The 23,275-nt window shown below is 36.4% G+C and carries 17 protein-coding genes and 1 pseudogene; 6 read left to right on the forward strand and 12 right to left on the reverse strand.

Going from position 1 to position 23,275, the window contains the following annotated elements; all coding sequences use genetic code 11:
- The first annotated feature begins 375 nt into the window (after positions 1-375).
- Both HNP35_RS23600 and HNP35_RS23605 read left to right on the forward strand, forming a co-directional pair.
- Entirely contained in the window at positions 376-1,041 is a 666-nt protein-coding gene (locus HNP35_RS23600) for an IS6 family transposase (RefSeq protein WP_184168199.1), read from the forward strand.
- 106 nt (positions 1,042-1,147) lie between these two features.
- A pseudogene (locus HNP35_RS23605) lies at positions 1,148-1,813 on the forward strand (IS6 family transposase).
- A gap of 356 nt (positions 1,814-2,169) precedes the next feature.
- On the opposite strand, the gene HNP35_RS23610 reads toward HNP35_RS23605, so the two are convergent.
- The 8 genes from HNP35_RS23610 to HNP35_RS23645 form a co-directional block, all read right to left on the reverse strand.
- Positions 2,170-2,688 (reverse strand): DUF6515 family protein, encoded by a 519-nt coding sequence (locus tag HNP35_RS23610; RefSeq protein WP_184168201.1) that lies wholly within the window; start codon positions 2,686-2,688, stop codon positions 2,170-2,172.
- A 311-nt stretch (positions 2,689-2,999) separates the two neighbouring features.
- A complete protein-coding gene (locus HNP35_RS23615) occupies positions 3,000-3,914 on the reverse strand; it encodes a phospholipase A (protein WP_184168203.1) in 915 nt (304 codons plus the stop codon).
- 17 nt (positions 3,915-3,931) lie between these two features.
- Positions 3,932-5,110, reverse strand: a complete 1,179-nt coding sequence (locus HNP35_RS23620) for a hypothetical protein (RefSeq protein WP_184168205.1) — start codon at positions 5,108-5,110, stop codon at positions 3,932-3,934.
- Between the two features lie 35 nt (positions 5,111-5,145).
- Complete coding sequence (locus HNP35_RS23625) at positions 5,146-5,820, reverse strand: DUF4397 domain-containing protein (protein WP_184168207.1); 675 nt, start codon at positions 5,818-5,820, stop codon at positions 5,146-5,148.
- A 279-nt stretch (positions 5,821-6,099) separates the two neighbouring features.
- The gene (locus HNP35_RS23630) at positions 6,100-7,026 is read right to left on the reverse strand and encodes a DUF6268 family outer membrane beta-barrel protein (RefSeq protein WP_184168209.1); all 927 of its coding nucleotides are present in this window, start codon (positions 7,024-7,026) and stop codon (positions 6,100-6,102) included.
- A 65-nt stretch (positions 7,027-7,091) separates the two neighbouring features.
- Positions 7,092-10,190: an efflux RND transporter permease subunit gene (locus HNP35_RS23635; protein ID WP_184168211.1), complete on the reverse strand. Its 3,099-nt coding sequence runs from the start codon at positions 10,188-10,190 to the stop codon at positions 7,092-7,094.
- An 8-nt stretch (positions 10,191-10,198) separates the two neighbouring features.
- Positions 10,199-11,320 (reverse strand): efflux RND transporter periplasmic adaptor subunit, encoded by a 1,122-nt coding sequence (locus tag HNP35_RS23640; RefSeq protein WP_184168213.1) that lies wholly within the window; start codon positions 11,318-11,320, stop codon positions 10,199-10,201.
- Between the two features lie 42 nt (positions 11,321-11,362).
- Entirely contained in the window at positions 11,363-12,682 is a 1,320-nt protein-coding gene (locus HNP35_RS23645; protein ID WP_184168215.1) for a TolC family protein, read from the reverse strand.
- Between the two features lie 316 nt (positions 12,683-12,998).
- Here HNP35_RS23645 and HNP35_RS23650 point away from each other — a divergent pair, with 316 nt between their 5' ends.
- The 4 genes from HNP35_RS23650 (at position 12,999) to HNP35_RS23665 (ending at position 16,727) form a co-directional block, all read left to right on the forward strand.
- A complete protein-coding gene (locus HNP35_RS23650) occupies positions 12,999-14,057 on the forward strand; it encodes a sensor histidine kinase (protein ID WP_184168217.1) in 1,059 nt (352 codons plus the stop codon).
- Positions 14,054-14,833: a LytR/AlgR family response regulator transcription factor gene (locus HNP35_RS23655; protein ID WP_184168219.1), complete on the forward strand. Its 780-nt coding sequence runs from the start codon at positions 14,054-14,056 to the stop codon at positions 14,831-14,833. The genes HNP35_RS23650 and HNP35_RS23655 overlap by 4 nt, the downstream gene beginning before the upstream one ends.
- 168 nt (positions 14,834-15,001) lie before the next feature.
- Positions 15,002-15,604 (forward strand): Crp/Fnr family transcriptional regulator, encoded by a 603-nt coding sequence (locus HNP35_RS23660; protein WP_184168221.1) that lies wholly within the window; start codon positions 15,002-15,004, stop codon positions 15,602-15,604.
- Positions 15,605-15,878: 274 nt separating this feature from the next.
- Positions 15,879-16,727: a hypothetical protein gene (locus HNP35_RS23665; protein WP_221433493.1), complete on the forward strand. Its 849-nt coding sequence runs from the start codon at positions 15,879-15,881 to the stop codon at positions 16,725-16,727.
- A gap of 122 nt (positions 16,728-16,849) precedes the next feature.
- Here HNP35_RS23665 and HNP35_RS23670 read toward each other — a convergent pair whose 3' ends face one another.
- From HNP35_RS23670 to HNP35_RS23685, 4 genes are all read right to left on the reverse strand, one after another.
- Positions 16,850-17,140 carry a DUF6965 family protein gene (locus HNP35_RS23670; RefSeq protein WP_184168223.1) on the reverse strand — a complete coding sequence of 97 codons (291 nt, stop codon included), beginning with the start codon at positions 17,138-17,140 and terminating at the stop codon, positions 16,850-16,852.
- A 500-nt stretch (positions 17,141-17,640) separates the two neighbouring features.
- Positions 17,641-21,501 (reverse strand): ATP-binding protein, encoded by a 3,861-nt coding sequence (locus HNP35_RS23675; RefSeq protein ID WP_184168225.1) that lies wholly within the window; start codon positions 21,499-21,501, stop codon positions 17,641-17,643.
- 284 nt (positions 21,502-21,785) lie between these two features.
- On the reverse strand, positions 21,786-22,583 hold the full coding sequence (locus tag HNP35_RS23680; protein ID WP_184168227.1) for an EcsC family protein: 798 nt from the start codon (positions 22,581-22,583) through the stop codon (positions 21,786-21,788).
- Between the two features lie 365 nt (positions 22,584-22,948).
- Positions 22,949-23,257 carry a GmrSD restriction endonuclease domain-containing protein gene (locus tag HNP35_RS23685; RefSeq protein ID WP_184168229.1) on the reverse strand — a complete coding sequence of 103 codons (309 nt, stop codon included), beginning with the start codon at positions 23,255-23,257 and terminating at the stop codon, positions 22,949-22,951.
- Between the last annotated feature and the right edge of the window lie 18 nt (positions 23,258-23,275).

The raw sequence follows: 23,275 nt of genomic DNA on the forward strand, positions 1-23,275 counted from the left end.
GTTTTTTTAGTTTTTTTTCTTCAGTTCAAAATGATTAAAATTAAAATTAGCAAAAATAAATCAAACACATTTAATTAATAAGGAATATAAAAAAAAGGCGCCAATTGTCTTCAATTGACGCCATTTGGCTGTGTAGTGACCTCTACGGGACAAATTTCTATAAATTTCATGGATGATTTGAAGAAATTGGCTTACTATATGTAGTGTATGTCTTCCATTGGCTTTGGTAATTTGGTTTGGAAGTCCCGTTGGGGTTGAAGCAAAAATTCATCAAGTTTACATCTGATATTGCCTTTAAATGTAATATGATATTTTTAATGGTTCTGTCGCATCTGGGAATAACTTTTATCTTTAGAATTTTAAACCGATCAAAAGATGAATACTAAAGGTCATTGTTATCCAAAATATATCATTCTTCAGGCAGTGTATTTTAAATTAAGATTTACACTTAGTTACCGTGATGTTGAGGAAATAATGAAAATTAGAGGAGTGCTTGTGGATCATGCTACAATTCAGCGTTGGGTTTATAAGTTTGCACCTTTGCTTGAGGCAGAGATGAAGAAGAGAAAAGGCAGAGTGGGAGCGAGCTGGAGATTAGATGAAACCTATATCAAGGTAAAAGGTATTTGGTGTTATTTGTACAGGGCAGTTGATAAATTAGGCAATACAGTAGACTTTCTTTTGACCAGAAAAAGACGGGGAATGAGCGCTCAGTCATTTCTAATTAAAGCAATTAGTAATAACTGCCGACCAAGAGTAATAAACATTGATAAAAGTGGTTCTAATATCGCTGCGATCAAAGTATATAACAAACGCTCATTCTCAAAGATTAAAATCCGGCAGTGTAAATATCTCAACAATATTGTAGAACAGGACCATCGATTTATAAAATGGCGAATACAAAACGGGTTAGGTTTTAAAAGTTTTGAATCGGCCAGGCGAACATTGAGTGGAATTGAAGTTGTACATATGCTTAGAAAGAATCAGATGGTAAAGCCAGGGAAATCTATGTTTAAATCATTCTGTAAACTGGCGTGCTAAATTTTAAATCACTTAAATTCTTATATTTGATTCTGATAGATGCGACAGAACCTAATCAATGGTTCTGTCGCATGTGTGAATAAACTATTACCTTTAGAATTCCAAAATGAATACAAAAGGTCATAGTTATCCAAAAACGATTATTCTTCAAGCTGTATATTTTAAACTAAGATTCACTTTAACTTATAGGGATATTGAAGAAATAATGAAGATGCGTGGTATCGAGGTTGACCATGCTACAATTCAACGTTGGGTCTACAAATTTACTCCCTTCATAGAATCACAAATGAGAAAGCGGAAGCATCAAGTAGATTACAGCTGGCGACTTTGACGAAACATATATAAAAGTGAAAGGCACCTGGTGTTATCTATATAGGCCTGTTGATAAATTGGCCAATACAGTTGATTTTCTTTTAACAAAGAGAAGACAGCGAATGAGTGCTCAGTCATTTCTAATTAAAGCAATTGGTAATAATGTCCGGCCAAGAGTAATAAACATAGATAAAAGCGGTTCTAATACTGCAGCTATAACAGTCTATAATAAGCGTTCGTTCTCAAAGATTAGAATCCGGCAATGTAAATATCTTAACAATGTTGTCGAACAGGACGATCGTTTTATCAAATGGCGCATACAAAATGGATTAGGCTTTAAAAGTTTTGAGTCTGCTAAAAGAACCCTTGGAGGAATTGAAGTTGTCATATGTTGAGAAAAAATCAGATGATTAAACCTGGGATAAGTATATTTAGATCATTTTGCAGATTGGCTGCTTAAATTTTAAATTCTTGATTTATCTCAAATTTATTTAACAGATGCGACAGAACCCGTTATTGAGTTTATAAAAAAAATAACCGGTAAGTATTATTGATTAAAAGATCGAATTGTATTTCAAACTTGATCAGAGATTAGATTATTTGCAGCAGATAAAAAAAATATCAAGATTCAATCGAAATATTTCGCAGGGTTGTTTTTTATATTCAGCTACAAGTCAGCCCAAACTTACCAATGCCGAATTCTAGTTTTCAAAAAACAGCGTTGCAGCATTTTTTCCGCAAAAAGGAAATGCCTTTCTATTAATAGGAGAAAAAATTTAACTTTTTGCGGCATAAAATATGTCAGGTCCACTTGAGTTATTTTGTCTTTTTACCTGCTGTTTTATAGCTGATTTCTCCATTCTCAGAAGTAATCTTTTCGTAATAGGTGTCGTTAACGCGGTAATAATTTTTATCGTTTATTGAAATTGATTCGGCGCCTTGCGGGAGCTGTGAAATAAATTCGGAATGTTCATGGCATATTATCTTCTCATCAGGTTTTTCAACTACCTTATAAGTATTTGGCTGAATCTGGATGTAGTATACGTCATTCAAATAATAGTAGGATGTCCCTGCGAGAATAAGAGTTGCAAAACCAGCTGGTAAAACATTTACATGAATCCCTACGGGCGGTCTGACAATTGTATAGCCTCCTTGGTAAGGACGGTAATAAATTCCATCAGCATAATGGTAATTTACTCCATTATAAACACTTACTCTGCTGTGAGGAATTTTTTTAGTAACTGTAATTTTTGCTGCTGCCCGGTGCTGGGCATGAACTGTCAGGACTGCTGATAAATTTAGTAATAGAGCGATTACTGCATTTTTAATTTTCATGATAACGATTTTTATTAATATTTATATTCTTTGATAATAAATTAAGGCTGTCTATCTGAATTTAGATGTCTTTATTATTACAGTTTTTTGAACAATGAACCCGTATGATTTACTGGTTTAGAAACTTAAATGTTTTTGTTCCTGAGAGCTTTGATACAATGCAAAAAAAGGCATATTAAATGTTTTGTGAAAAGACAATCTGTATTAAGCAGGCATATTTAATATTGAAGCGGACAGCTGGTGTTTCTTTTAGACATATTGCACCCATAAACCTTTATTTTTAATATTTTCAGTTTGTAAACGGCCTGTATTCAAAAGAAATTCATGAAATTTGGTTTGAGCACAAATCCAAATCTAATCATACTGGCCTGTTGATTATACTGCAGTAAGTTTTCACCATACCCATGAAAACCCTGAAGCATCATATACAGATTTGATGTCGGAATTACTTTGAAAAACAACTGTGTTTCAACTGATCCTCTCCAGTCCCAGTCAGCTCCTTTTTTTACTATTACCTTTGCGTAAAGTTTTTGAGGAATGAAAATATAAGTGAAAGCAAGATCTCCGTATCCAATGTATTTAGGCAGTTTGGGATTATCTGATAACGAGCCGTATGGAATGGTTAGTTTTGCATCAATAATTAATTTTGGACTTACTTCTGCACCCCAGTTAAACGAAATAAAATTCCAGCTTCTTGAAGAGATGCTGTCTTTGCCATTTGACTCATGCTCAAGCATTAAGGAATAATATCCTAATCGTCCTTTTTTACTCATGTAGGGTCTTATAAGGCCAAGGCCGGGATTAAAGTTTATATCGCCGAATGGACTTGATTTCTGATAGACATCCCAAAAAGATTTCTGGGTGTAGGTGAGATAGGAGTATACGTTATCAAATAATGGTTTCTGATTTATTCGATATTTAAAACTTATCTGGAATTTAACATCTGAATTGTTAGTTGATGGACCATCTCTGAAAGAAGTACCTGTAATAAAATAATTATCCTTATGCATACTGAAATTCGGCTGGCTTAAAAAAATAGCAGTTGCCGTTTTTTTTTCGATTGAATCGTTTTGTGCATTTACCCCATTAGAGTATAGAAAAAAGAAAAATAGAGATAATAATCTTAAAACTCCCCCTGTAGTACAGTGACGAATACAATTAGCCAGCGAGAAAATGTTTTTTTGAAAATCCAGCACTGATTTTGATAAATGATTTTTATAATCCATGTGAATGTTTCTGAAGGTTATTTTCTTTTTGCAAGGTTTCCTGGATTCAGGGTGTATGAAAATCCCATATTAACACCGAATCCAAAAGTGTTAAGACTTCCTGAGCCTCCATTGTTGATATAGTACTTTAAAGGAAGTGCAGCATTTACTTTTAAGCTGGGAGAGAGTCTGTATTCCAGCCCAAAATCATAAAGTAGTGTGATGTATTGGTTTTCGCTGTTTTTTTTTGACACAGAAGTCTGCTTTCTTCTTAATTTAACATCTATCAGGGAATAAAAACCCAGTCCTGCTGAAGAAAAGTATCTCAGAGGCTCTTCATTATTATAATATTTTCTAAAAGTGAGATCGGCGCCGAAAAGAGCATGTGCATTTATGGTATCCCTGCTGACGGTCTGGAGTTTTTCTTTAGTTTTGGTCTTATTGGCGATCGAGTAATTTAAATTTAGAACCAGGGCAGTAGTATGGCCGGTGTTTTTTTTTAATGAAATCCCAAGTAAACCTATTGCTGTTTTGTCAATACCCAGTTTAGCTCCGGTAAGAAAAAAGGGATTATAATTAAATCCTATATCAAAGTTTTTTTTGTAGTTAGCCATTTTTTCGGCATCTACTTCCTGTGTGGTGTAAACAATAGGCATAAAATAGTTGGTGGTGGTTGTTTTTTTTTCAATCTCGTCTTTTATTTGCTGAAGTTCCATGTCTTTCGCTGCAATAATTTTAAATTCATATTTCTGCGGATTCGAATTCTCATCATTTTGAGAAAAACCATTTTCTTCGCTAATTAAATAATATGAAGATTTTTCAATACGGTTTACAAAAGAGTTTACATTTATAATCTGCTCATAACAATTAAGAGGGAAGTTATTCTGCTTTTCAATAACGCGGATGTATAAAAAATTATAGTCACTAAAAAGGCCGGAGGATATGTACCTGTTATTTAAAGCATGAAATTTAATATCTGCTGCAGGTACTTCAACTACTATAACTCCTTTTGGGTTTTTTGCTTTCTTCTCAAAAACTGTTTCGCTGTAACAGACTGCGCCGGGATTATTATATTGATGTACCGTCTGAGCTGACAAAGGTGAAATACTGATACAAAAAATCAGCAAAAAGAGCAAATTCGATTTAATTTTAGAACTGTGTAAAATCTTAATGTTAGGCTTTAATAAATAATTTAAGCTGATGGGTGATTTAAGCATTGGTATAAGTTTCTTTTAAAATGAATCACAACTTGTCAATAGTTTTGAATAATGGAGGCGCAAAAAGTGTTTTCTTTTTGAGCCGCACGTGTTAAGCCAGTAGAACATATGGTATATATACCGCCGGATTCCAGCTTCATCTGAGTTTTATAATGCGCATTTTTAGCTAATCTGCTCTGACGATATTTTATCCAGTAGTATCCATTTTCAACCTCGATAAAAGCGGTTGCCTGTTTATACGCTAACTCTTTGTTTACTTTTAGTCCATTTCCTTGAAGAGTTATTATCTGGCTGTCTCTGGAAAGATTTATAAATCGGATCAGAGATTTTCCTCTGGCAGGTGCGGACCAGGTGTCCTTGAATCCTAAGAAAAATATTTTTTTGGATGAATCTTCCAAAGCAAAAAGGCTCATATTTTCATTTGTATTGAGAGAAAGACTGTTTACAGCTAATACAGATCCATTATCGTTAATGGCAGTGATACTGTTGGCTCCAGGAAATAAACTAAAATAACCTGTGGGGCATGAATATTTCGAAGCTGATTTTTTGAGTTCTTCCGAGTTGAATAAAAAAGACAGATTGCTGGATTTTTGTATTAAATTGGTAAAGTTTACGTGCGGCATTTCAGTACAGTCCTGACCGTAATATAAAGCACTATTATAAGCATAGGAATGGTATTGTGAATTATTGGAACAAGAGTACGATATCATGCAAAAAAGAAAATAAGTTAACCTGTATTTAGTAAAAAAAATATTCATGTTTCATTTCGCATTATTCAATTTTTTGTAAGCTTTATTAATTATTGTATTGAATTACATCAATTTACTGCAGTTTTAGCGGTGAACATTAATTGTTTAAACTTAAATTTTAAGCATTAATATTTTAAGAAAATATCAGTGGTTTATGTTTTTAATACTATAAAGTGTGTTTGTATTAAGAGACCACTGATATTATTCTGCTGATAAAAAGTTTAAAACTTCTTAAAAGAGTTACTCCTGAGCTTCGGGAGTGAGCTGCTTTTTGGGACTCGGAGGTAGCAGTATAATTCCTATATTAAAAAAGCCTCCTGATTCGGAATCGAATTTGTGTTTGCTGCCGGCCAGATCTTCAAACTGATACATACGCATGGTGCTGATTCCTCCGGAAGCTTCAATCAGTAAAGTTTTTGTAAGCTGGTAATTAACAAATGGGCCTATGTTGGCTCGTGCATAATTGAACCGGTCCATTTCAGTATCACTTGAAAAACTTTTTGAGCTTGCATTAAAGTTCGCCCCGTTTACTGCTGCCCTGAAACCAAGCCCGATTTTGTTCTCCGGGCCGGTCTGGTAAACGTAATTGGCAAATATCGGCAGATAGATATTCAATGCATGCCTGTCTTTTTTGTATTGGTACTGAATACTTGGAAACAGCAGCGGTTTTCCAAACCGCATGGTATATATTAATCCTGCCCCTCCAATTACATTATCGTTAAATTTCTTGGTAACCATGGCATTTCCCTGAACAATAAAATCATGCCAGGAAAGTTTATCTTTAAAATCACTGGCCAGTGTGGGAGAGAGGCGGCCTATGAATGTCCATTTTTCATTAAACCGGTGAATGTAGGTAAAGGAATAACTTATTTTATGAAATGTCATCTCGTTTTTTGAAGATAGGTCATCATTGTAAATGGCAGTTTCTACAATTCCGTACTGAAGCCCGTTAACTAAAATAGTTTTCTTGTCCTGGAGCATTTTAGGAAAACTTACAAAGGCACCTGCTTCGCTGAAAGCGGCTTTATTTCCGCCGGCATCATCTTTGAATTTCACTTTGGGATAACTTAAGTATTCTAATCCTGCAAGTTTTAGGTCTTGTGCCCTGCCCTGAAAACAGAGCAGTAGCAGACTTATCGATGCTATATGTTTTATTGACTTTGTCATATTGTTATTTTCATTATTAATATATTTCACAGCTGTATAACAGCTTGCTGTAAACTCATTGTTTATTAGAAATTCCTGTCGGTATGTTTTGAATTTGATTTGAACCGCACCATCAATTTTTCTACAATCATATATACAGCAGGAACAAGAAACAGCGTGAGTAAAAAAGAACTTGTAAGTCCCCCAATCAGAACCCATGCCATCCCGTTTTTGAATTCAGAACCTGGACTTTGAGAAAGTGCCAGGGGAAGCATTCCTAATATCATGGCGAAAGTTGTCATAATAATTGGACGAAGCCTTTCTTTCCCTGCCTCTATTAAGGCCTCTTTGGCGCTGAAGCCTTTCTCTTTAAGATGATTGGCAAAGTCCACGATAAGAATGCCATTTTTAGTTACAAGTCCCAGCAGCATAATTATTCCAATAATAGTAAAAATGGTCAGCTGGTTCATTGTCAGGGCTATGGCAAGCAGCGCTCCAATCAGGGCTACGGGCACCGAAAAAATAACCACAAAAGGATAGACCAGACTTTCATAAAGACTTACCATTACCATATATACAAGAAGTATGGCTATGATCAATGCAATACCTAAACTCATAAAAGCATCTTTTTGATTTTTGGAGTCCCCTTGAAAATCCACTTCGATACCGGCAGGATAGCCAGCCTTATCCACAGCAGCCTGAATATCCTGTACAATGGTTCCCGAAGGACGTCCAACGGCTGCGGAAGTTATTGTTATGGAATTTTGTCTGTCACTTCTCTGCAGGATCGACTGTCCCATTACTTCTTCTACATCAGCAACCTGCCAGAGTTTTATTAACTGCCCCTTACTGCCGTTTAGGGAAAGATTTCTGATCGCTTCAATATCCTGCTTGTCGGTCTGGCTGATTTCTACATTTATTTTATAGATATCATCTCCCTGCATGAATTCTGTATCGTCATTTCCGTTAAAGGCCAGCTGGATGCTCTGGGCCACGTCTGGAAGAGTAAGTCCCAGTTTCGCTATGCGATCTCTCTGGGGAGTTATTTTAATCTGTTTTACAGTCCCTTTGGTGCTGTAACGCACGTAATCAGTCCCTGCTGTCTGCATTACAACTTGTTTAATTTTTGCAGCCGCGCTGTAAAGACTGTCAATATCGGTTCCTTTTACAACAACCTGGATCGGTGCATTTACACCTCCTGTGATGCTTGTTGGAATTACGGTTACCTGAAGTCCTGGTATCTTCTCAATTTCATTTCTGGCCGTGACTCCAAATTGATCCGCTGTAAAATCACGTTTAGTTTTATCAATGAGCGTTACTGAAAGTTCCGCAAGGTTTTCGCCGTCCCCTTTTGCTCCTGTCTGGGTCCCGACCAGCGTATAAACATTTTTGACCTCTGGGTGTTTAAGCATCAGCTGCTCGGCCTGCTTTACAAGGAGGTTAGTCTGGCGTATCGGGGTATCTGCAGCTGTTTCCAATTGTATGGCCAGTTCGCCACGGTCGCTGTCCCCCGCAAAAGATGATCCTATAAATCCTGAAGGAACAAGAGAAACGGAACCGGCAATTAATAATATAACCACTATAAATAGATAACGTTTGTTTTGCAGCACCCAGTTCAGAAGCTCACCATAGGTGTTTTTAACATTTTCAAGCAGATTCTCAAAACCAAGGATTATGCGTCCCCATAATGTCTGCTTTGTCAGATGTTCGAGTCGGGCAAAGCGTGAAGCCATTAGCGGTGTTAAAGTGAAGGCTACCAATAAACTCATTAGTGTGGAAACCACCACCACAACGGCAAATTCTCGTAGTATTCCTCCGATAAGGCCTCCTGCAAAAGCCATTGGCAGGAAGACCACTACGTCTACAAGTGTAATGGCCAGAGCTGTAAATCCAATTTCATTACGGCCGTCAAGTGCTGCTTGTTCTTTTTTCTTGCCCATTTCCATATGCCGGAAGATATTTTCCAAAACCACTATGCTGTCATCCACCAGGATTCCTATCACTAATGAAAGTGCTAAGAGGGTCATAAGATTTAATGAAAATCCCATAGCGTACATGACAATAAATGTAGGGATCATCGCTGAGGGTATAGCGACCATTACAAAGAAGGAACTTCGCAGACTGTGCAGAAACAGCAGCATGACCAGACCAACAATGATCACGGCCATAAACAGGTCATGCATCACTGCATCTGCCGAACTGAGCGTATATATGGACTGATCTGAAGCAATCTCATAATTAAATCCTTGTGCTTTATAAGTTTTTTTTAGCTCATTGAGCTTGTCTTTTACCTGCTGGCTTACATCTACGGCATTGGCATCATTGGTTTTGAATATCTGTATGCCGACTCCCGGTTTATTATTCATACGGTTCAGCGTAGTTGTTTTCTGCTGCGCATCGCTCACTGCCGCTACATCAGATAGTAATACACGGCTTCCCGAACCATTGTCCTTGAGCACAATCTCCGATAATGGACTTACCTGCTTATAGTCGCCGTTGATGGTAATGGATAAATTCTCTTTTTCACCCGATATGTTTCCTCCGGGTATGGAAATACTGTTGGCAGCAACAGTCTGAAAAACTTGTTTTGCAGATAGGCCATACATTTGGAGTTTACTGTTATCCAGCAGAATTTTTATTTCTCTTGGCTGTCCCCCTATGATATTGATCTGACCTACACCCTTTACACTGCTCAGCTTTGGCTTTATGTCCTTGTCAATTAAAAGATAGAGGTCCTTTGAAGAGATGTTCCCTGTTGCAGAGATATTCAATATGGCAAAATTATCGGTGCTCAGACGGTTGACCACGGGGTCATCAATGTTATCGGGCAGTGTAGATTTTATTTGATTGATAGCTCTTTCAATGTCCTGCTGCGCCTGGACATCTGAAACCCCGGATTTCAGGGCAACCTGAATCGAAGATACATTTTGAAGCGAGCTTGAGGTTACCTTGTCAATTCCTTCTACCGTACTTACTGCTTCTTCAATAGGTTTGGAAATTTTATTTTGGATTTCCTCAGGCGATGCTCCGGGAAGCACAGTTCTAATACTGATATTACCTGTTTCAAAGGTAGGCAGCAGATTGTAATTCAGACTGGTGTAACCTAAAATCCCAAAGAGTATAAGCGCTGTAAATGCGGTAATTATAAGCAGGGGACGTTTTATGGATAGTTCTGTTAATGTCATTGCTGATATTATTTTATAATGTTTATAGTACTGCCTGCTCGTAAATTAATCTGGCCGGTGGTAATAACTCTGTCACCCTCGTTTAAACCTGAAAGTACTTCAACAAGGTCGTTTTGTATAATTCCCGTTTTAATTATTTTAGTGACGGCTTTTCCATTATTGTCAATAAATACATAGGGGTCTTTGCTGTCATTGATAAGTGAAGATTTAGGAATCTGCAAGGCTTCTTTTTTCGAAACAGTGTTAAATGAAACTTGGACATCTGTACCTCCTTTAAGCAGGATGCCTTTTTTCTCTGAGATAAGTAGATCTATTTGATAATTGTGATTGCTGTCAGACACTGAGCTGATATAATTAATTTTTCCCTTGAAGGTTTCCTCTCCGAACAAGGGCGAGGTAATTACAGCTGATTCTCCGGTTTTTAATTTATAGCTCATCTGCTGATCTACAAAAACGGTAACTTTAACTGCTGCCGTATTGCTTATAGTTGCAATAGGGCTGCCGGGGCTGACAAACTCCCCTTGTTTAATCATATGGGCGGAGACCGCGCCGCTCAGAGGCGAAATGATTATGGAGTTTCGGATCTGCTGCTGGATCAGCCGTATCTGTATTTCTGAATTTTCAAGTTTATTTACAGCGTTATCGAATTCATTTTTAGCAGTAAGCATATTTACCTGAAGTCCGGCATTGTTTTCAAAGAGATCTCTGGCGCGGTTGTAATCGTCAAGTTTTTTGGTCTTGTTAATCGCTGCAAGGTTTCTTTCTATCTGTGCATTTTTTAAATTTATTTGCAGTATGCGTGTATCAAGCCTCCCGATAACCTGTCCCTTCTTTAACTCCTTGCCCAGATATAAATCCAACAGGGCGATCATACCGCTGTTTTGTGCATACAGCATGACCTGGTCCAAAGGCTCAATTGTTGCGGGATATTGATCATTAGTTTTCAAAGGGGAGATCTTTGCAGTCATAACTGATACGGCCACAGGGATATCTGTCCTGTCCACGGGTCTGGCGGACTCATTGATTTTCTTTTTGTTGCCTGCAAGGACAATAATTATAGGTAAAATTACCAGTAAGCAGAATGATGCCAGTATAATCAAATTCCTTTTTTTTTGATTTGTATTTTTCATACGTTGTAGATTTAATTTTCTGTAATAAATTGTATTTAAAGTTTAACGGATCTGGCTCATAAAGCTTAGAAGCGATCCTTTTGATTTTTGGTAATCCATCTGGCTGATCATAAGATTGTATAGACTATTGATGTAATTACTCTGGGATTCCTTATATGCCAGATCGTCATTAAGGTAGTCTGTGAGATTTGTAACCCCTCTCTGGTATTGATAATCGGTGACATCCAGTAATTTTTTTGCCAGCACCATATTATCCTTACTGCTCATGTAAGCGCTGTATGCAGTGCCCATCGCTGTTTTTGCATTGTCAAAACGTAATTCCAGGTTTTGTTTATTGATTTTAAAATTCAGCTCTTCATTTTTAAGTTTTAACTTTTCTTCCTGAACTTCGCTTTTTCGTTTAAAACCGCTGAAAATTGGTACATTAAGCGAAAGACCTACATAAGAGAAAGCGCTCCAATTGTTAAAACTGTTGGAAAAATCATTATTCAGCGCCTGCTGTCCAAAACGCCCCACTGCAGTTAAAGTGGGAATAAAAGAGGCTTGTTTGGCCTTCAGGCTGTATTTCTGAAGTTCCAGTGACTGTTCGTCTATCGCGGTTTCTGTCAGATTATCCAATACTAGATTTTCATCAAAATTTCCCGCGGCCAGAAGCTCATAGTTAACAGTAGGAACTATATTAAAATTCTCTTCTGCATCCATACCCATGGCATTTTTCAGTATGTTCAGGGCCAGTATTTCTTTGGTTTGTGAATCTTGGATCTGATAGCTTGTCGTATTGAGGTTTACCTGTACTCTGTCAACATCTTTTTCCAGTACTGTTCCTTTCTCGTATTGATATTGAAGTACTTTAACCATCTGTTCATATTTCTGCTGGTTGGATTTGAGTATGTGCAGTTTTTCTCTGTATATCAATACCTGGTAGTAAGCGGTTCCGGTATTATAAATCAATAATTCCTGATTTTGTTTCTGCTGCAGAACACTTATCTCAGCATAGGGCTTGGCGGCTTTGATCCCGGTTATTTTAGATTGGTCATAAATGATCTGCTTTACATCTACAGCTGCGTTGGTATTATACTTGGTGCCAAAAGTAATTTCGGATGGATCCGGGCCCAGGATTCCAGCAGGCAGCACATTGGTCTGGAGCTGAATGTTATTGAGCATAGTGGCAGAACCCGATACCTGGGGAAGATATTCCGAAAGGGTCTGCCATGATTTTGCTTTTGCTATGGCAACATTATTTTGCTGCACAAAAAGAGAAGGATTATTCTTTAATGTATAATCAATACATTGCTGCAATGTAAATTCTTTCTGCGCATGGACCTTAAAGGCAAGAAATAAGATTAAAATTTGTTTTTTCATTATCGTTTTTTTTCGTAGAAGCATTAATTTTGATGCAAATTAAACGATGCTCAAGCAGTGGTAAAAGCGCTTTCTGCTCTAAACGGGCAAATTTTGAAGTGAAGCGGGCGGGAATATAGTTTAGTAAAAATCCTGCTCAGAGAACCTGAAGATTTCAGATAAAGCTCAAGATTAACCCTGTGCCCTTTTCGAGATTGGTTTTGGCTGGTTGAGAATTCATTTTGCCTGTTTTAAGACTGCCATGGGAGCAGGGCCGGAATAATGCTATAAATTTGTAATAGTTAAAGTGTTTTTAAAATAAAAAATAGAAACTGCTATGCCCGTAATTTTAAATGTGAAAAAAAACATGCAGATCCAAAAGATTGACTGGAAACTCGGAGTGCTTTCATCTATTCTTTTATCCATGATAGCATTCTCATTGTTTCTTATCAGAATGGATGAGATTCGATGGAATGACACACTGCTGGTTGTGGCATTTACATTTTTATATTGCTTTTTATGCTGGCTGACCCACAGCTCCCTTTTAAAAAGGAACAATCAATTAAAATTTGACAATAAGCAGAAAAGATATGCTGCGCTGAGCATTATGGCATCTGGTTTTTTAATTTTTGGATTTGATCTGATCTGCGGTTTTTTTTCAGATAGAATTATCTTATTTAATCAATTCGCTTATCAGATGCACGGCCCTAAAAAATATTTTGGGATGCTTTTGAGAGCAGAACTCCTTAGCTGCCTGTATTATTTTATTTTGTATTATACACATATCCTGCGCGAAAAACAGCAGCATGCAATAGAAATTGCAAAATTGAAACAGGCGCAGCTGGAAGCTAATCTGTCTTCTTTAAAGGAACAGCTGAGCCCGCATTTCCTATTTAACACACTCAGTACGCTCAGTACACTGACCCGGGAAGAAAATGTAAAAAATTATGTATCGGAATTAGCCAGTGTATACCGGTATGTTGTACTCTACGAAAAGAAAAATAAAGCTTCATTGAAGGAAGAGCTTAAATTTATCGAATCATATCTTTATATTTTAAAGACAAGGATGGAAAATGCTATTATGATCTGTATAAACGTAGATGAAAATATGAAAAAGACAGTTCTGCCTCCTTTAACGCTGCAGCTTCTGATCGAAAATGCAATCAAGCATAATATTGCCTCTATGGCAAGACCCCTTAAGATTGATATTTACATTAAGGATGAAGAATTTTTGGTTGTATCCAATAATTTTCAGCCTAAGATTTCAGTGCATCATGCTACAGGAATTGGTCTGGATAATATCATACAGCGCTATAATTTGCTCTTTAGCCGTGATATACATATAATAAACAATGCCAATGAGTTTACTGTAATGCTCCCAATTATAAGACCATGAAAATACTAATTATAGAAGATGAAATAAAAATGGCTAAGGAACTGCAGAGGATCCTACTTTGCTTTAAGGGCTTTGATATCGAGATTTTAGCAATTATAGACAGCGTTGAGGAGAGCCTGCTGTACCTTAATAACAACCCGCACCCGGATCTTATATTCTCTGATATCCAGCTGGCTGATGGTTTATGTTTTGAAATATTCAATAAAATTTCCGTCAAGAGCCCTGTTATATTCTGCACTGCTTTTGACAGTTATATGATGGAGGCATTTGATGTCAACGCAGTAAGCTACATTTTGAAACCTGTCTCGGTTCAGAGTGTAGAGGCAGCTCTGCAGAAATTCAGACTTATGCAGGAAGCCTTTGAACCGGAAAAAGCAGCCCGCACTATAAGTGCACTTGGACAGCAGATGAAGTCTAATTATAAAATAACACTTCTGGTTGAACAGCGTGAAAGAATTGTACCTTTAAAAGTAAATGATATAGCTTTTTTTTACCTTGATAAGAAAAATGTGGTAAAGATTACCACATTAAACAGCCAGCGCTATTTTATGGCCTCCAGTTTAGATGAGGTGGAAGGCACTATTAGCCATGAGCAGTTTTACAGAGCAAACCGCCAGTTCCTCATTAACAGGGATGCTGTTGAATCAGTAGAGCGGTATTTTTCAAGAAAACTGGTAGCTAAGTTATCCGCTGAAGTTCCGGAGATTATTATCATCAGCAAGGCAAAAGCCAGTGATTTTCTCAGATGGCTTGAGGGTGGGTTTGAAGCTGGATAATTAAATTTATAAATTTAGATTTTCTAATAAAAGTTCAGCAGATGATCTATTTTTTAAAATTATGCAGGCAGTTATCGGAACATAGGGTTTATGCTGTATTTTTGCTGACCCGGACAAAAAATAAAAACCGTTTTTTCAAATGCGCAATGAAAACTTTAAGCTGCTTATATGATCAATGAAAATGAATTAAAAGAAGGACTAATTGAACATTTAAAAGGGATGATCGAATTGAGCGGTTCTGATGCGGAGCTTATAATTTCTAAATTAGAAATTAAGTATCTAAAAAAGAAAGAATATTTACTGCAGCCCGGCGAAATTTCAAAACACATGCGTTTTATCTCTCAAGGAGCTATGAGGGTATATTACTTAGATGAAAAAAGTCAGGAACATACACTCCAGCTCGGTATTGAGAACTGGTGGATAAATGATTTGTACAGTTATCTTTCTCTAAAACCATCCAAGATGTACATTCAGGCATTAGAAGAAACTATAGTGATACAAATAAGTTCAGGTTCACTTGATAAGTTATTCAGAGAAGTCAAAGAAATGCCTAATTTTTTTAGATTAAAAATGCAGAGTGCTTATGTTGCCCTGCAGGAGAGAACCATAGAGAATTTAAGCATGGACTCTTATGAAAAATATTCGAAATTTATTTCTCAGTATCGAAATATAGAACAGCGTTTTCCGCAATATATCATTGCCTCTTATTTAGGCATGGCACCGGAGTTTTTAAGCTACCTTCGAAAAAAACACGCCTCAAGATTAAAATAGCAGGCCTCTTTGGGGCTTTAAAACATTTTATTGAGATAGTCAAAACAGACAGCGCCTCCCGCAGCAGGTGCTGTCTGTTTTTTTATTAAAAACAGCATTGGCAATTTTAAGGGGGCGCTTTTTAATGCGTCTTTTGCTTTCTTAAGATATCTTAATTTTTTTTTTATTTATATGACGCAACTTTGTGCTGTGATATTATTACAATATCAAAAAGCGGAGCAGATCTGAAATATAGATGCAGACCGTTTTAATAATAATTTAAAATATTTAAAAAATGAAAAATTTTAGTAACACAATCACAGCAGCCGGACTAGATAGATTTCCAGCTGTCCAATCTTATTTACTTTTAGCATTTTTAATGCTGGCATCTGCAGTCTCTTTTGCTCAAAATCAAATTCAGGACGGCTTAAGGGTTCAGTTTAGTGACGGCCGTCCTGATGCTCTGGGCTTTAAAGATGTAAACGCTGTTTTAAAACAAATCGGTGTTCATGGAACCTTAGTTGCAATCCCAGCAGAAGTTAAACCTCTTTTGGAACTTTCAAGCAAAAGAGCTCTGACAACCGGAGAAACAAGCAGAGTAAGTTCGTTTTTCACTATGGACAGAGAAGCTCTTTTAGAGCAGATTAAATTAGCCCGAAGAGTCCCTGTGGTTAAAGGGGGAGGAAGCTTAGGCACCATCGAAGTTGGAAATACTCCTTACCCCAAAATTTATGATATGATGTCATGGTCGGCAGAAGGACAAGCTGACGGGCTTCGAAAATATGGTACTTTTCATGTGAACAGCTCTGATGACGGAACGGGTATAGATGAAGTGATGACTGTGGTTGCGGGAGGATCATTTACCTGGTTTTTTGTGCTGCCTGATAATACAATGATTCAGCTTACAGTGAAACGAATAGGAAAAAATGATAAAGCAGTCCGTTTAAGCTATCCCGGATTAGGGATACATGCAGGATATATGAATCCAAAAGACGGCTTAATTGTTGCTTATGCCCATGGTCCTGAAGATTTTGTAATGCGCTACAAATCCCCTGGAGTACGAGGTGAGAAGTTTTTAGGAACTAATCCATGGGTAGATTTTACTACACCCAGACCAACTATTATAGATATAACAAAAAAATAAATTCGTATTTAAAATCTAATTTGTTTCGCCTGTTTTGCGGCAATAAATCAGAAATAAAAAAGACAGCCCCGCAGAAGTAATGCAGGGCTGTCTTTTTTGAGCCAGGCTCTCTGCGGATAATTTTAATCAGCTCTCTGCGCTTGGGAAGAAGTTTCATCTGGGATTTCCTCAAAAGGAGTTTCCTTAATTTTTTCCACAGCGGCCTTCTGGGCGGTTTTTTTGATCAGGATATATAAATCCCTCAGGTGCCAGAATGCCGGACAGCGGTCCACCGGACCGGTGAAGTTTCTAACCGTGCTGTAGCAGCTCTTTAAAAAAACCTGGGTGTCGGTGATATTGACCCACGGTGTCAGCTGGACTTCCTTAGGGGGAGGATTACTCTCAAAATAACGTTTTATTTCTTCAGGGTTCATGGGGTAAAAACAGGCAAAAAGGGTAGACGGGTCAAGGGATCACGGGGGATATTGGGGCTGGTTTGTTTTTTAGCGGGTATTGTTTTGATGCGCAGTAAGATAAAGCTTTTTCTTCTTTTTTCGAGCTTTTCCCGCTATGCGCTCCAATCTTCTGCGCCGGACCACGGCGCAGAAGGATTTCCACTGCTATCGGGGCTAAAAAGACGGTTCAATTTTTATGTCCGGGAGCTGTCTGCAGACAGTGAATCTAAAATCAGACCATTCTAAATTTTTTTTTTTGACCTCAAATTGATAGTATCCCCCTTATTGGTTTAGTCCATCTCTGAAGTGGCTTTCTCCCATTTTTCTGCATTCTTTCTCTGAGTGAAAATGAAAAGCGGTAGGCAGAGGGCTCAAAATGCTGATATAGTTCTAGTCATTTTTTTTCTAGTTTGTCAGTTAAGCTGCATAACAGCAATAATTGTTAAAATAGGTTTCACCGTTATCTGCATCTCAGCTTATTAGTAATTTTTTCTTAAAAATTTTCGCTGTCTTTCCCAGTCTCCGCTTCTTAAACAAGATTCAATCTGCTGAATTATATAGTTCTTTATTGGGATCAACTTTAGTCCTAAAGCTGATTTATTGGCTATATCGAGTATATTTCTCCATTCTGATGCTTGAATATCTCCAATAATTACGTCACCTTTATACATTCCACCGTTTCCTCTCCACATTAATCTGCCGAAAGTTTCTTTATCTTGGTTTATTGAGATAAATAACAAGAATATTTCTTCAAATAATTCTTTTCTGGAATGCCTAATCAGGTCAACAATGACTTGCATTTTTTTATAATCGCCATTGTTGTCTCTTACGTATTGTTTAATATAATCATCAGCTCTTTTTTTCTGCTCTTCTTTTAGATTTCTAAAGAAAACATTACAATAGTGTTCTGATATGCCAAGGTATAAATCCTTTTCAATCACTAAGTCAAATACCTTGATTAAAGTCTCTTCTATGTTTTCTATCTTCCAGACATAACCCATATCGCTGCCTTTGCCGGAAAGACTATGTCTGTCAGTTGCTGAATATAAACTTTCAACAAATTCGACCAGGAAATTTTTATCAGCTTTTAATATTTCCAGCATCCCTTTTCCCTGGTGGTCAAAACGGTTTAGAATAACCTTCTGTTGGATGTAGGCTTTTTTTATCAGCTCAATGTCATCACCGGCGCTGTCAAAGTATGTGCTGAAAAAGTTCATCCCGACCCGCAATTGCGTACCTTCTTTTTCATTTTTTTCTGTAATGATTTTTAACAATATATGAAATAAGTTTGGAGATACTTTTAAAAAACGCTCTAGTCTGTCAAAGAAGATTGTAGTGGAGCTGCTCATATTTGAAATTGTTTCAGCTAATGAATCAGACAGTCTTTTATTGATTAACGAATCATCTATGTGATTATAAAATGACATCTCCCATGATTCTTTAAGATTAAAGCACTTTTGCAGTGATAGCTTATATTTTTTCAATGATTTTGAAACATTGAAATTATTTTCAGATAAAATGAACCAAAATTTTTTGATGCGGCTCAAAATACCATCTAAATCATTTTTAATTAAAAGCTTAACATGGAAAATATCCCAGATATCGGCAGCCCTACCAGCAGTTGTCAGCTGATTTCTAAAAACAGCATCTGGGACATAGCCAATCTCATTTCCCTGTTCAATTATTTTTTTCAATAAGCCAAGACCGATGCCGAAGTCTTTGGAACAATTTTCATCAATAACAAAATCCAATACATGGCCATAATCCCAGTCGTTCTGAGCTAAGTTTTTTAATAGGATGAAAGTATTGTAAAAGTGATTGATTCCATCCTCATGGGCTAATACAAATGAGCTCCTTATTTCCGCCTCTTTTAATTTTTCATATTCCTGCTGATCTTCAAAGTCATGCATTTCCTTATCCTGATATTTATTCCAGTCTAATTTTAAGAACAATAGGTATATTTCATTAACAAATTTCTTGGTTAAGTCAGAGAATTCAGGGAAATTGAATTTATGTATTTTAAACCAGCTAATCTGGTCTTGAACATATTTGCAATGTTCAAAATTTTCATTTTTCAAATGATTAGCGATGATCTTCAGAACAAATGGAATGTCAAATTCCATTATTTCATTATTTGCTTCGGGGCGGGGCTGTGCAAAATTCTTTAATAATCTGAAAGCCATTTCGGGACGGGATTCAAAACTATTATTTAACGAATCCCATATTTTAACTCTAAATTCATGTATAACAGTGTTGTTAGGGAGCGAATAGTGGTAGTGGACAAAACTATTGTTCCTGGCTCCTTTAAATTGTAGAAATTGATGGGACAAGAAAGTTTTTGAAAGCTCATAAAAGGATGTTGAAAGCAATTCATCATCATTGTTCAGGCCATGTATCAATACATCGAATAGAGTTTTCTGCCTGTAAAAATCGTATTGCTCATCATCTCTGTCAAATAGCATTAATTCTCGTATTTTATGGATAAGTTCCGGCAGCTGAGATGGTTTTCTCCTTGCATATTCGAACAGCAGTTCAATTGAATCTTTTAAATAATTGCTGTTAATACGCAAAAACTTGCCTAGTAATTCTATTAGCTCATCCTTTTTGAAATGGAACTGATTATTAGTATAAGAAGTGTCATAATGGGTTTGTTCAATTCTCGGAAATGTTTGTATGCAGTTATAGGTGAACTCTAAAGTTTGGTCCTGTAAATAAAACCAGAATGAATTCAGAAAATTAAAAGATTTTTCATTATTGGTTCGAACCAAGCTCCAAAATTCAACTAAATCAGGCTTAATTTTGTCCATCACATTTTGCGGGCCGAATGTATTATTTGCAGGTATGACGCTGTCGGTAAATCTATTTTTAAAATTTTCAAAATAGTTGTTTAGCAGCACCGCAAAAGAAAGCAAGCTGTCTTTTATAAATGCTTTATAAAAGAAAAAAACGGCAAGATTCTGCTCAGGAACCTTTACGTGTTCAAATTGTATTTCTACAAGTTCGAGCTTGTCCAGTATATCAATCGTATCTATAAAGTCATTGTATGAAATATTAAATTTTTCTAAAATTGATTCTGTTGCTTCTTTATTCTTATACGCAATGGTATAAAAGAAAGCTATAAGTCCAAGACATCTGATATTTAAGGGATTTTCAAACTTGCCGTCATCTTTGATGAAAGTGGAAAAATATTTTTCAAATAAATCGGAAACATCATGTAATGCATATAAGTCTTGTTCCTTTTTTGCCAATAGGGAAGTCATGATGGCTAATCTTGGATTGCCGTCAGAGATACGGACTATTTCATTATGATAATCAGGATTCAAAATTTTAAATGGTTCCGATTTTATGATATCAATAATTTGCTCATCGCTCAGCTTCTCCAAATCCACTCTCTGGGTTGAGAACTCCTGGCATTTCTTTCCGATTTCTTGAAAAGCATAATCTCGTACAGTAATTATTACTTTAAGCTTGCCATTTCTATTGGACTTAAAAAAGCCTGTTATCTGTTCAAATGCATCAATCCTGTTGGCATCATCAACAAAAAGCAGGTAGTCTTTTTCTGCATTGAAATATTGATACAAATCATCAAGCAAAGTATGGCTTTTATAGGAAACGCAATAGGCTTGATACGATTGATTCTTTACCAGATAATTGGTAATGGTTTGAATCGCTAACCTTGTTTTTCCAACTCCGGGTGCTCCTGTAAGTACGATAAAGTCGTGGCTGTCTATTGCATTGCTTAATTGTTCTAATTCTGTTTCCCTGTGAAGGAATTTATTGTCCAAAGGAGTAGCAATGCCTTTTGACGCTCTATCATACTCTTTGATAAAGTGGTCTATTGATATAATTTGGCCTGTATCTAATGGTAAGCCTAAATAATGATGGGCTAGATCTCTATGATTGAGGTGAAGCTCTATAGCCAATTCCTGGAGCATTAAATAGCGGATTTTAATATCAGCATTAAAACTTTGGGCTAATGTATTGAGTTCAGTTATTTTCTTTTGATCTATGTTCCAATTGAAGCAAAGTATGATTTCTTGAATTTTATCAATAGGTATTTTGGTCTTAACGGAGTCAAAACAAGCTTTTATATCATTAGCCAGCTTGTCTTTTGTACTGGAATCAGTTGTAATTTCTGAATATAAAAACTTGCCGTTTGGCAGCTGAAAAAAGCTGTCAGGTGTTCCTTTTGTTGTCTTTTGTTTTCCTGTCTGGCTTCCAGTCCTGGATACAGCCAGAAAATTAGGCTCTCTCAGAATTAAATAACTATCGCAAAGCTCTTGAAATAAGGTTGCATTTATTTCTCTCAGGCGATTTTCGATTGTTTGGAGTCTGCTCATATTTTTTTAATTCAATTTCTTCGAGTGTTGGCAAGAAACAGCTCTTTTGTTTTTTTACTATTGGAATTTGTTTTGGAAAAAAAAATAAATGTGCTCTTTGCGGGCTGGCTATACACTGACGGCTGACAACTATAAGCCGCCATAAAATAATTTTGGTTTTTTGGCGATCTGACGTTTGAAAAAGCTTAAACTTTTACTTTATAACTAATTTTTCAACTACAAGAGCTTCTTCAAATTAAGCCTCTACCGATCATATAGTCAAACGATGGTTAGGCAAATATACTTTACGCCATTTCTTTTGCAAGCATTTTTTTATATTCAGATTCAATGAATTCCTTTCCATAAATTCTTTCTAATTTTCGAACAATAAAGTGACCTCTGGCCATATCTTGAAAATGGTTGATGAATATTGTGTTTATAGCAGCTCCACCAGCAGCACCAATTATCGGAATAGATTGAGCCACTAACTTTTCTGAAATTTGTATACTATATCGTTCAGCAATTTTCACGATGAGTCTAATCAATGCAGGGGCACCTTCTTCTGCAAGAGTTTTAGTAGCAATAAATTCTGCAGCTTCTGATACTGATTTAGCTAGTGCAGCTCTGATAACGAAGTATCCATTATCAGTACTGTCGTCAGATTTATTTTCTCCACCTAGCGCAAAAACTTCAAGACACGCTAATTTTGTGCGAGGATGGTTTATAGACTCTCCTTCGCTACGAGCAATATCTGCAATAGACCGTAACATGATTGTTGTAGAAACCGGAAGTTCAATAGCCAAGGCTGGTAACCCAAAAAAGCCTCCTACAGCGCCAGAAGCCGCAACTCCAAATTTATGCCACCAATTTGACGATTCAGAATTTGGAGCATCATTCATTGTAAATACAGCTGCATCAGTAGCTTTCAGAAGTGCAGTTTTTGTGACTTCTCCAATTTTTTCATTCCAATTTTTCGGAAGGAGTTCAAAACCTTTTTCGATTGGTTTTCCTATATAATTTGTAATTTTTGCTGCAATCCCAGGGTTTTCAAGCAACAGTATAGCTTTCTTTAATTCTTCACGATGATTATAGGTTAAGGACATATTTGTACTTTTAAATTTATTTTTAGTTTTTCTGTTTTTTTTTGAGTTTTCATCTAACGTTCGGCATATCTTGGCTGTCAAGGAAATTAATGGAGTTGTCCCTGCCGAAAATAAACCTTTCTTCGTAAAACCGAAACTTTCGGCTACTTAAATCTCGAAACTCAAATTTACCGGCTTTTAGAGAGTGGATCTGTTACTAATCGATTGTGTCTGTAATTTTATCAAAGCTTTTACTCTCAACAATATTTTGTTCTACAAACATTTTATCTCTAACTAATCCTTCAATCTAGGATAAGCTGTTCTGATATGTTCATATTCTTTAAAGTTTGCCGCTAACGTTTTGCCAAACTGCTGTGCGTTCGCTATTATTTTACAATTAGTTTGTTTATCATTTCTTTTCCGTGTTTTTCAATTTCTGTCAATGTCCATTTTGGCTCATGAAGCATAATTTTTTGTTTCAAACTTTCATATTTGTTTGTATTCAGAAAATAAGATTTTTTGCCTTCTGGTGGCAAATTCCAAAGTCGAGAGTTTGTATTATTACTTATCAAACATAAGTTTCCAAATTTATCAGCGTCAATTTGGTTTAATGTTTCTAAACTGTAAAACTCAGTCATATTGACCACTGTTTTCCAATTTAAAGTGACCACTTCGTTTCGGTTTAAAGTGACCATCTAATTTCGGTGCAAAGT

It is taken from the genome of Flavobacterium notoginsengisoli (assembly GCF_014207905.1).
Lineage (GTDB): Bacteria > Bacteroidota > Bacteroidia > Flavobacteriales > Flavobacteriaceae > Flavobacterium > Flavobacterium notoginsengisoli_A.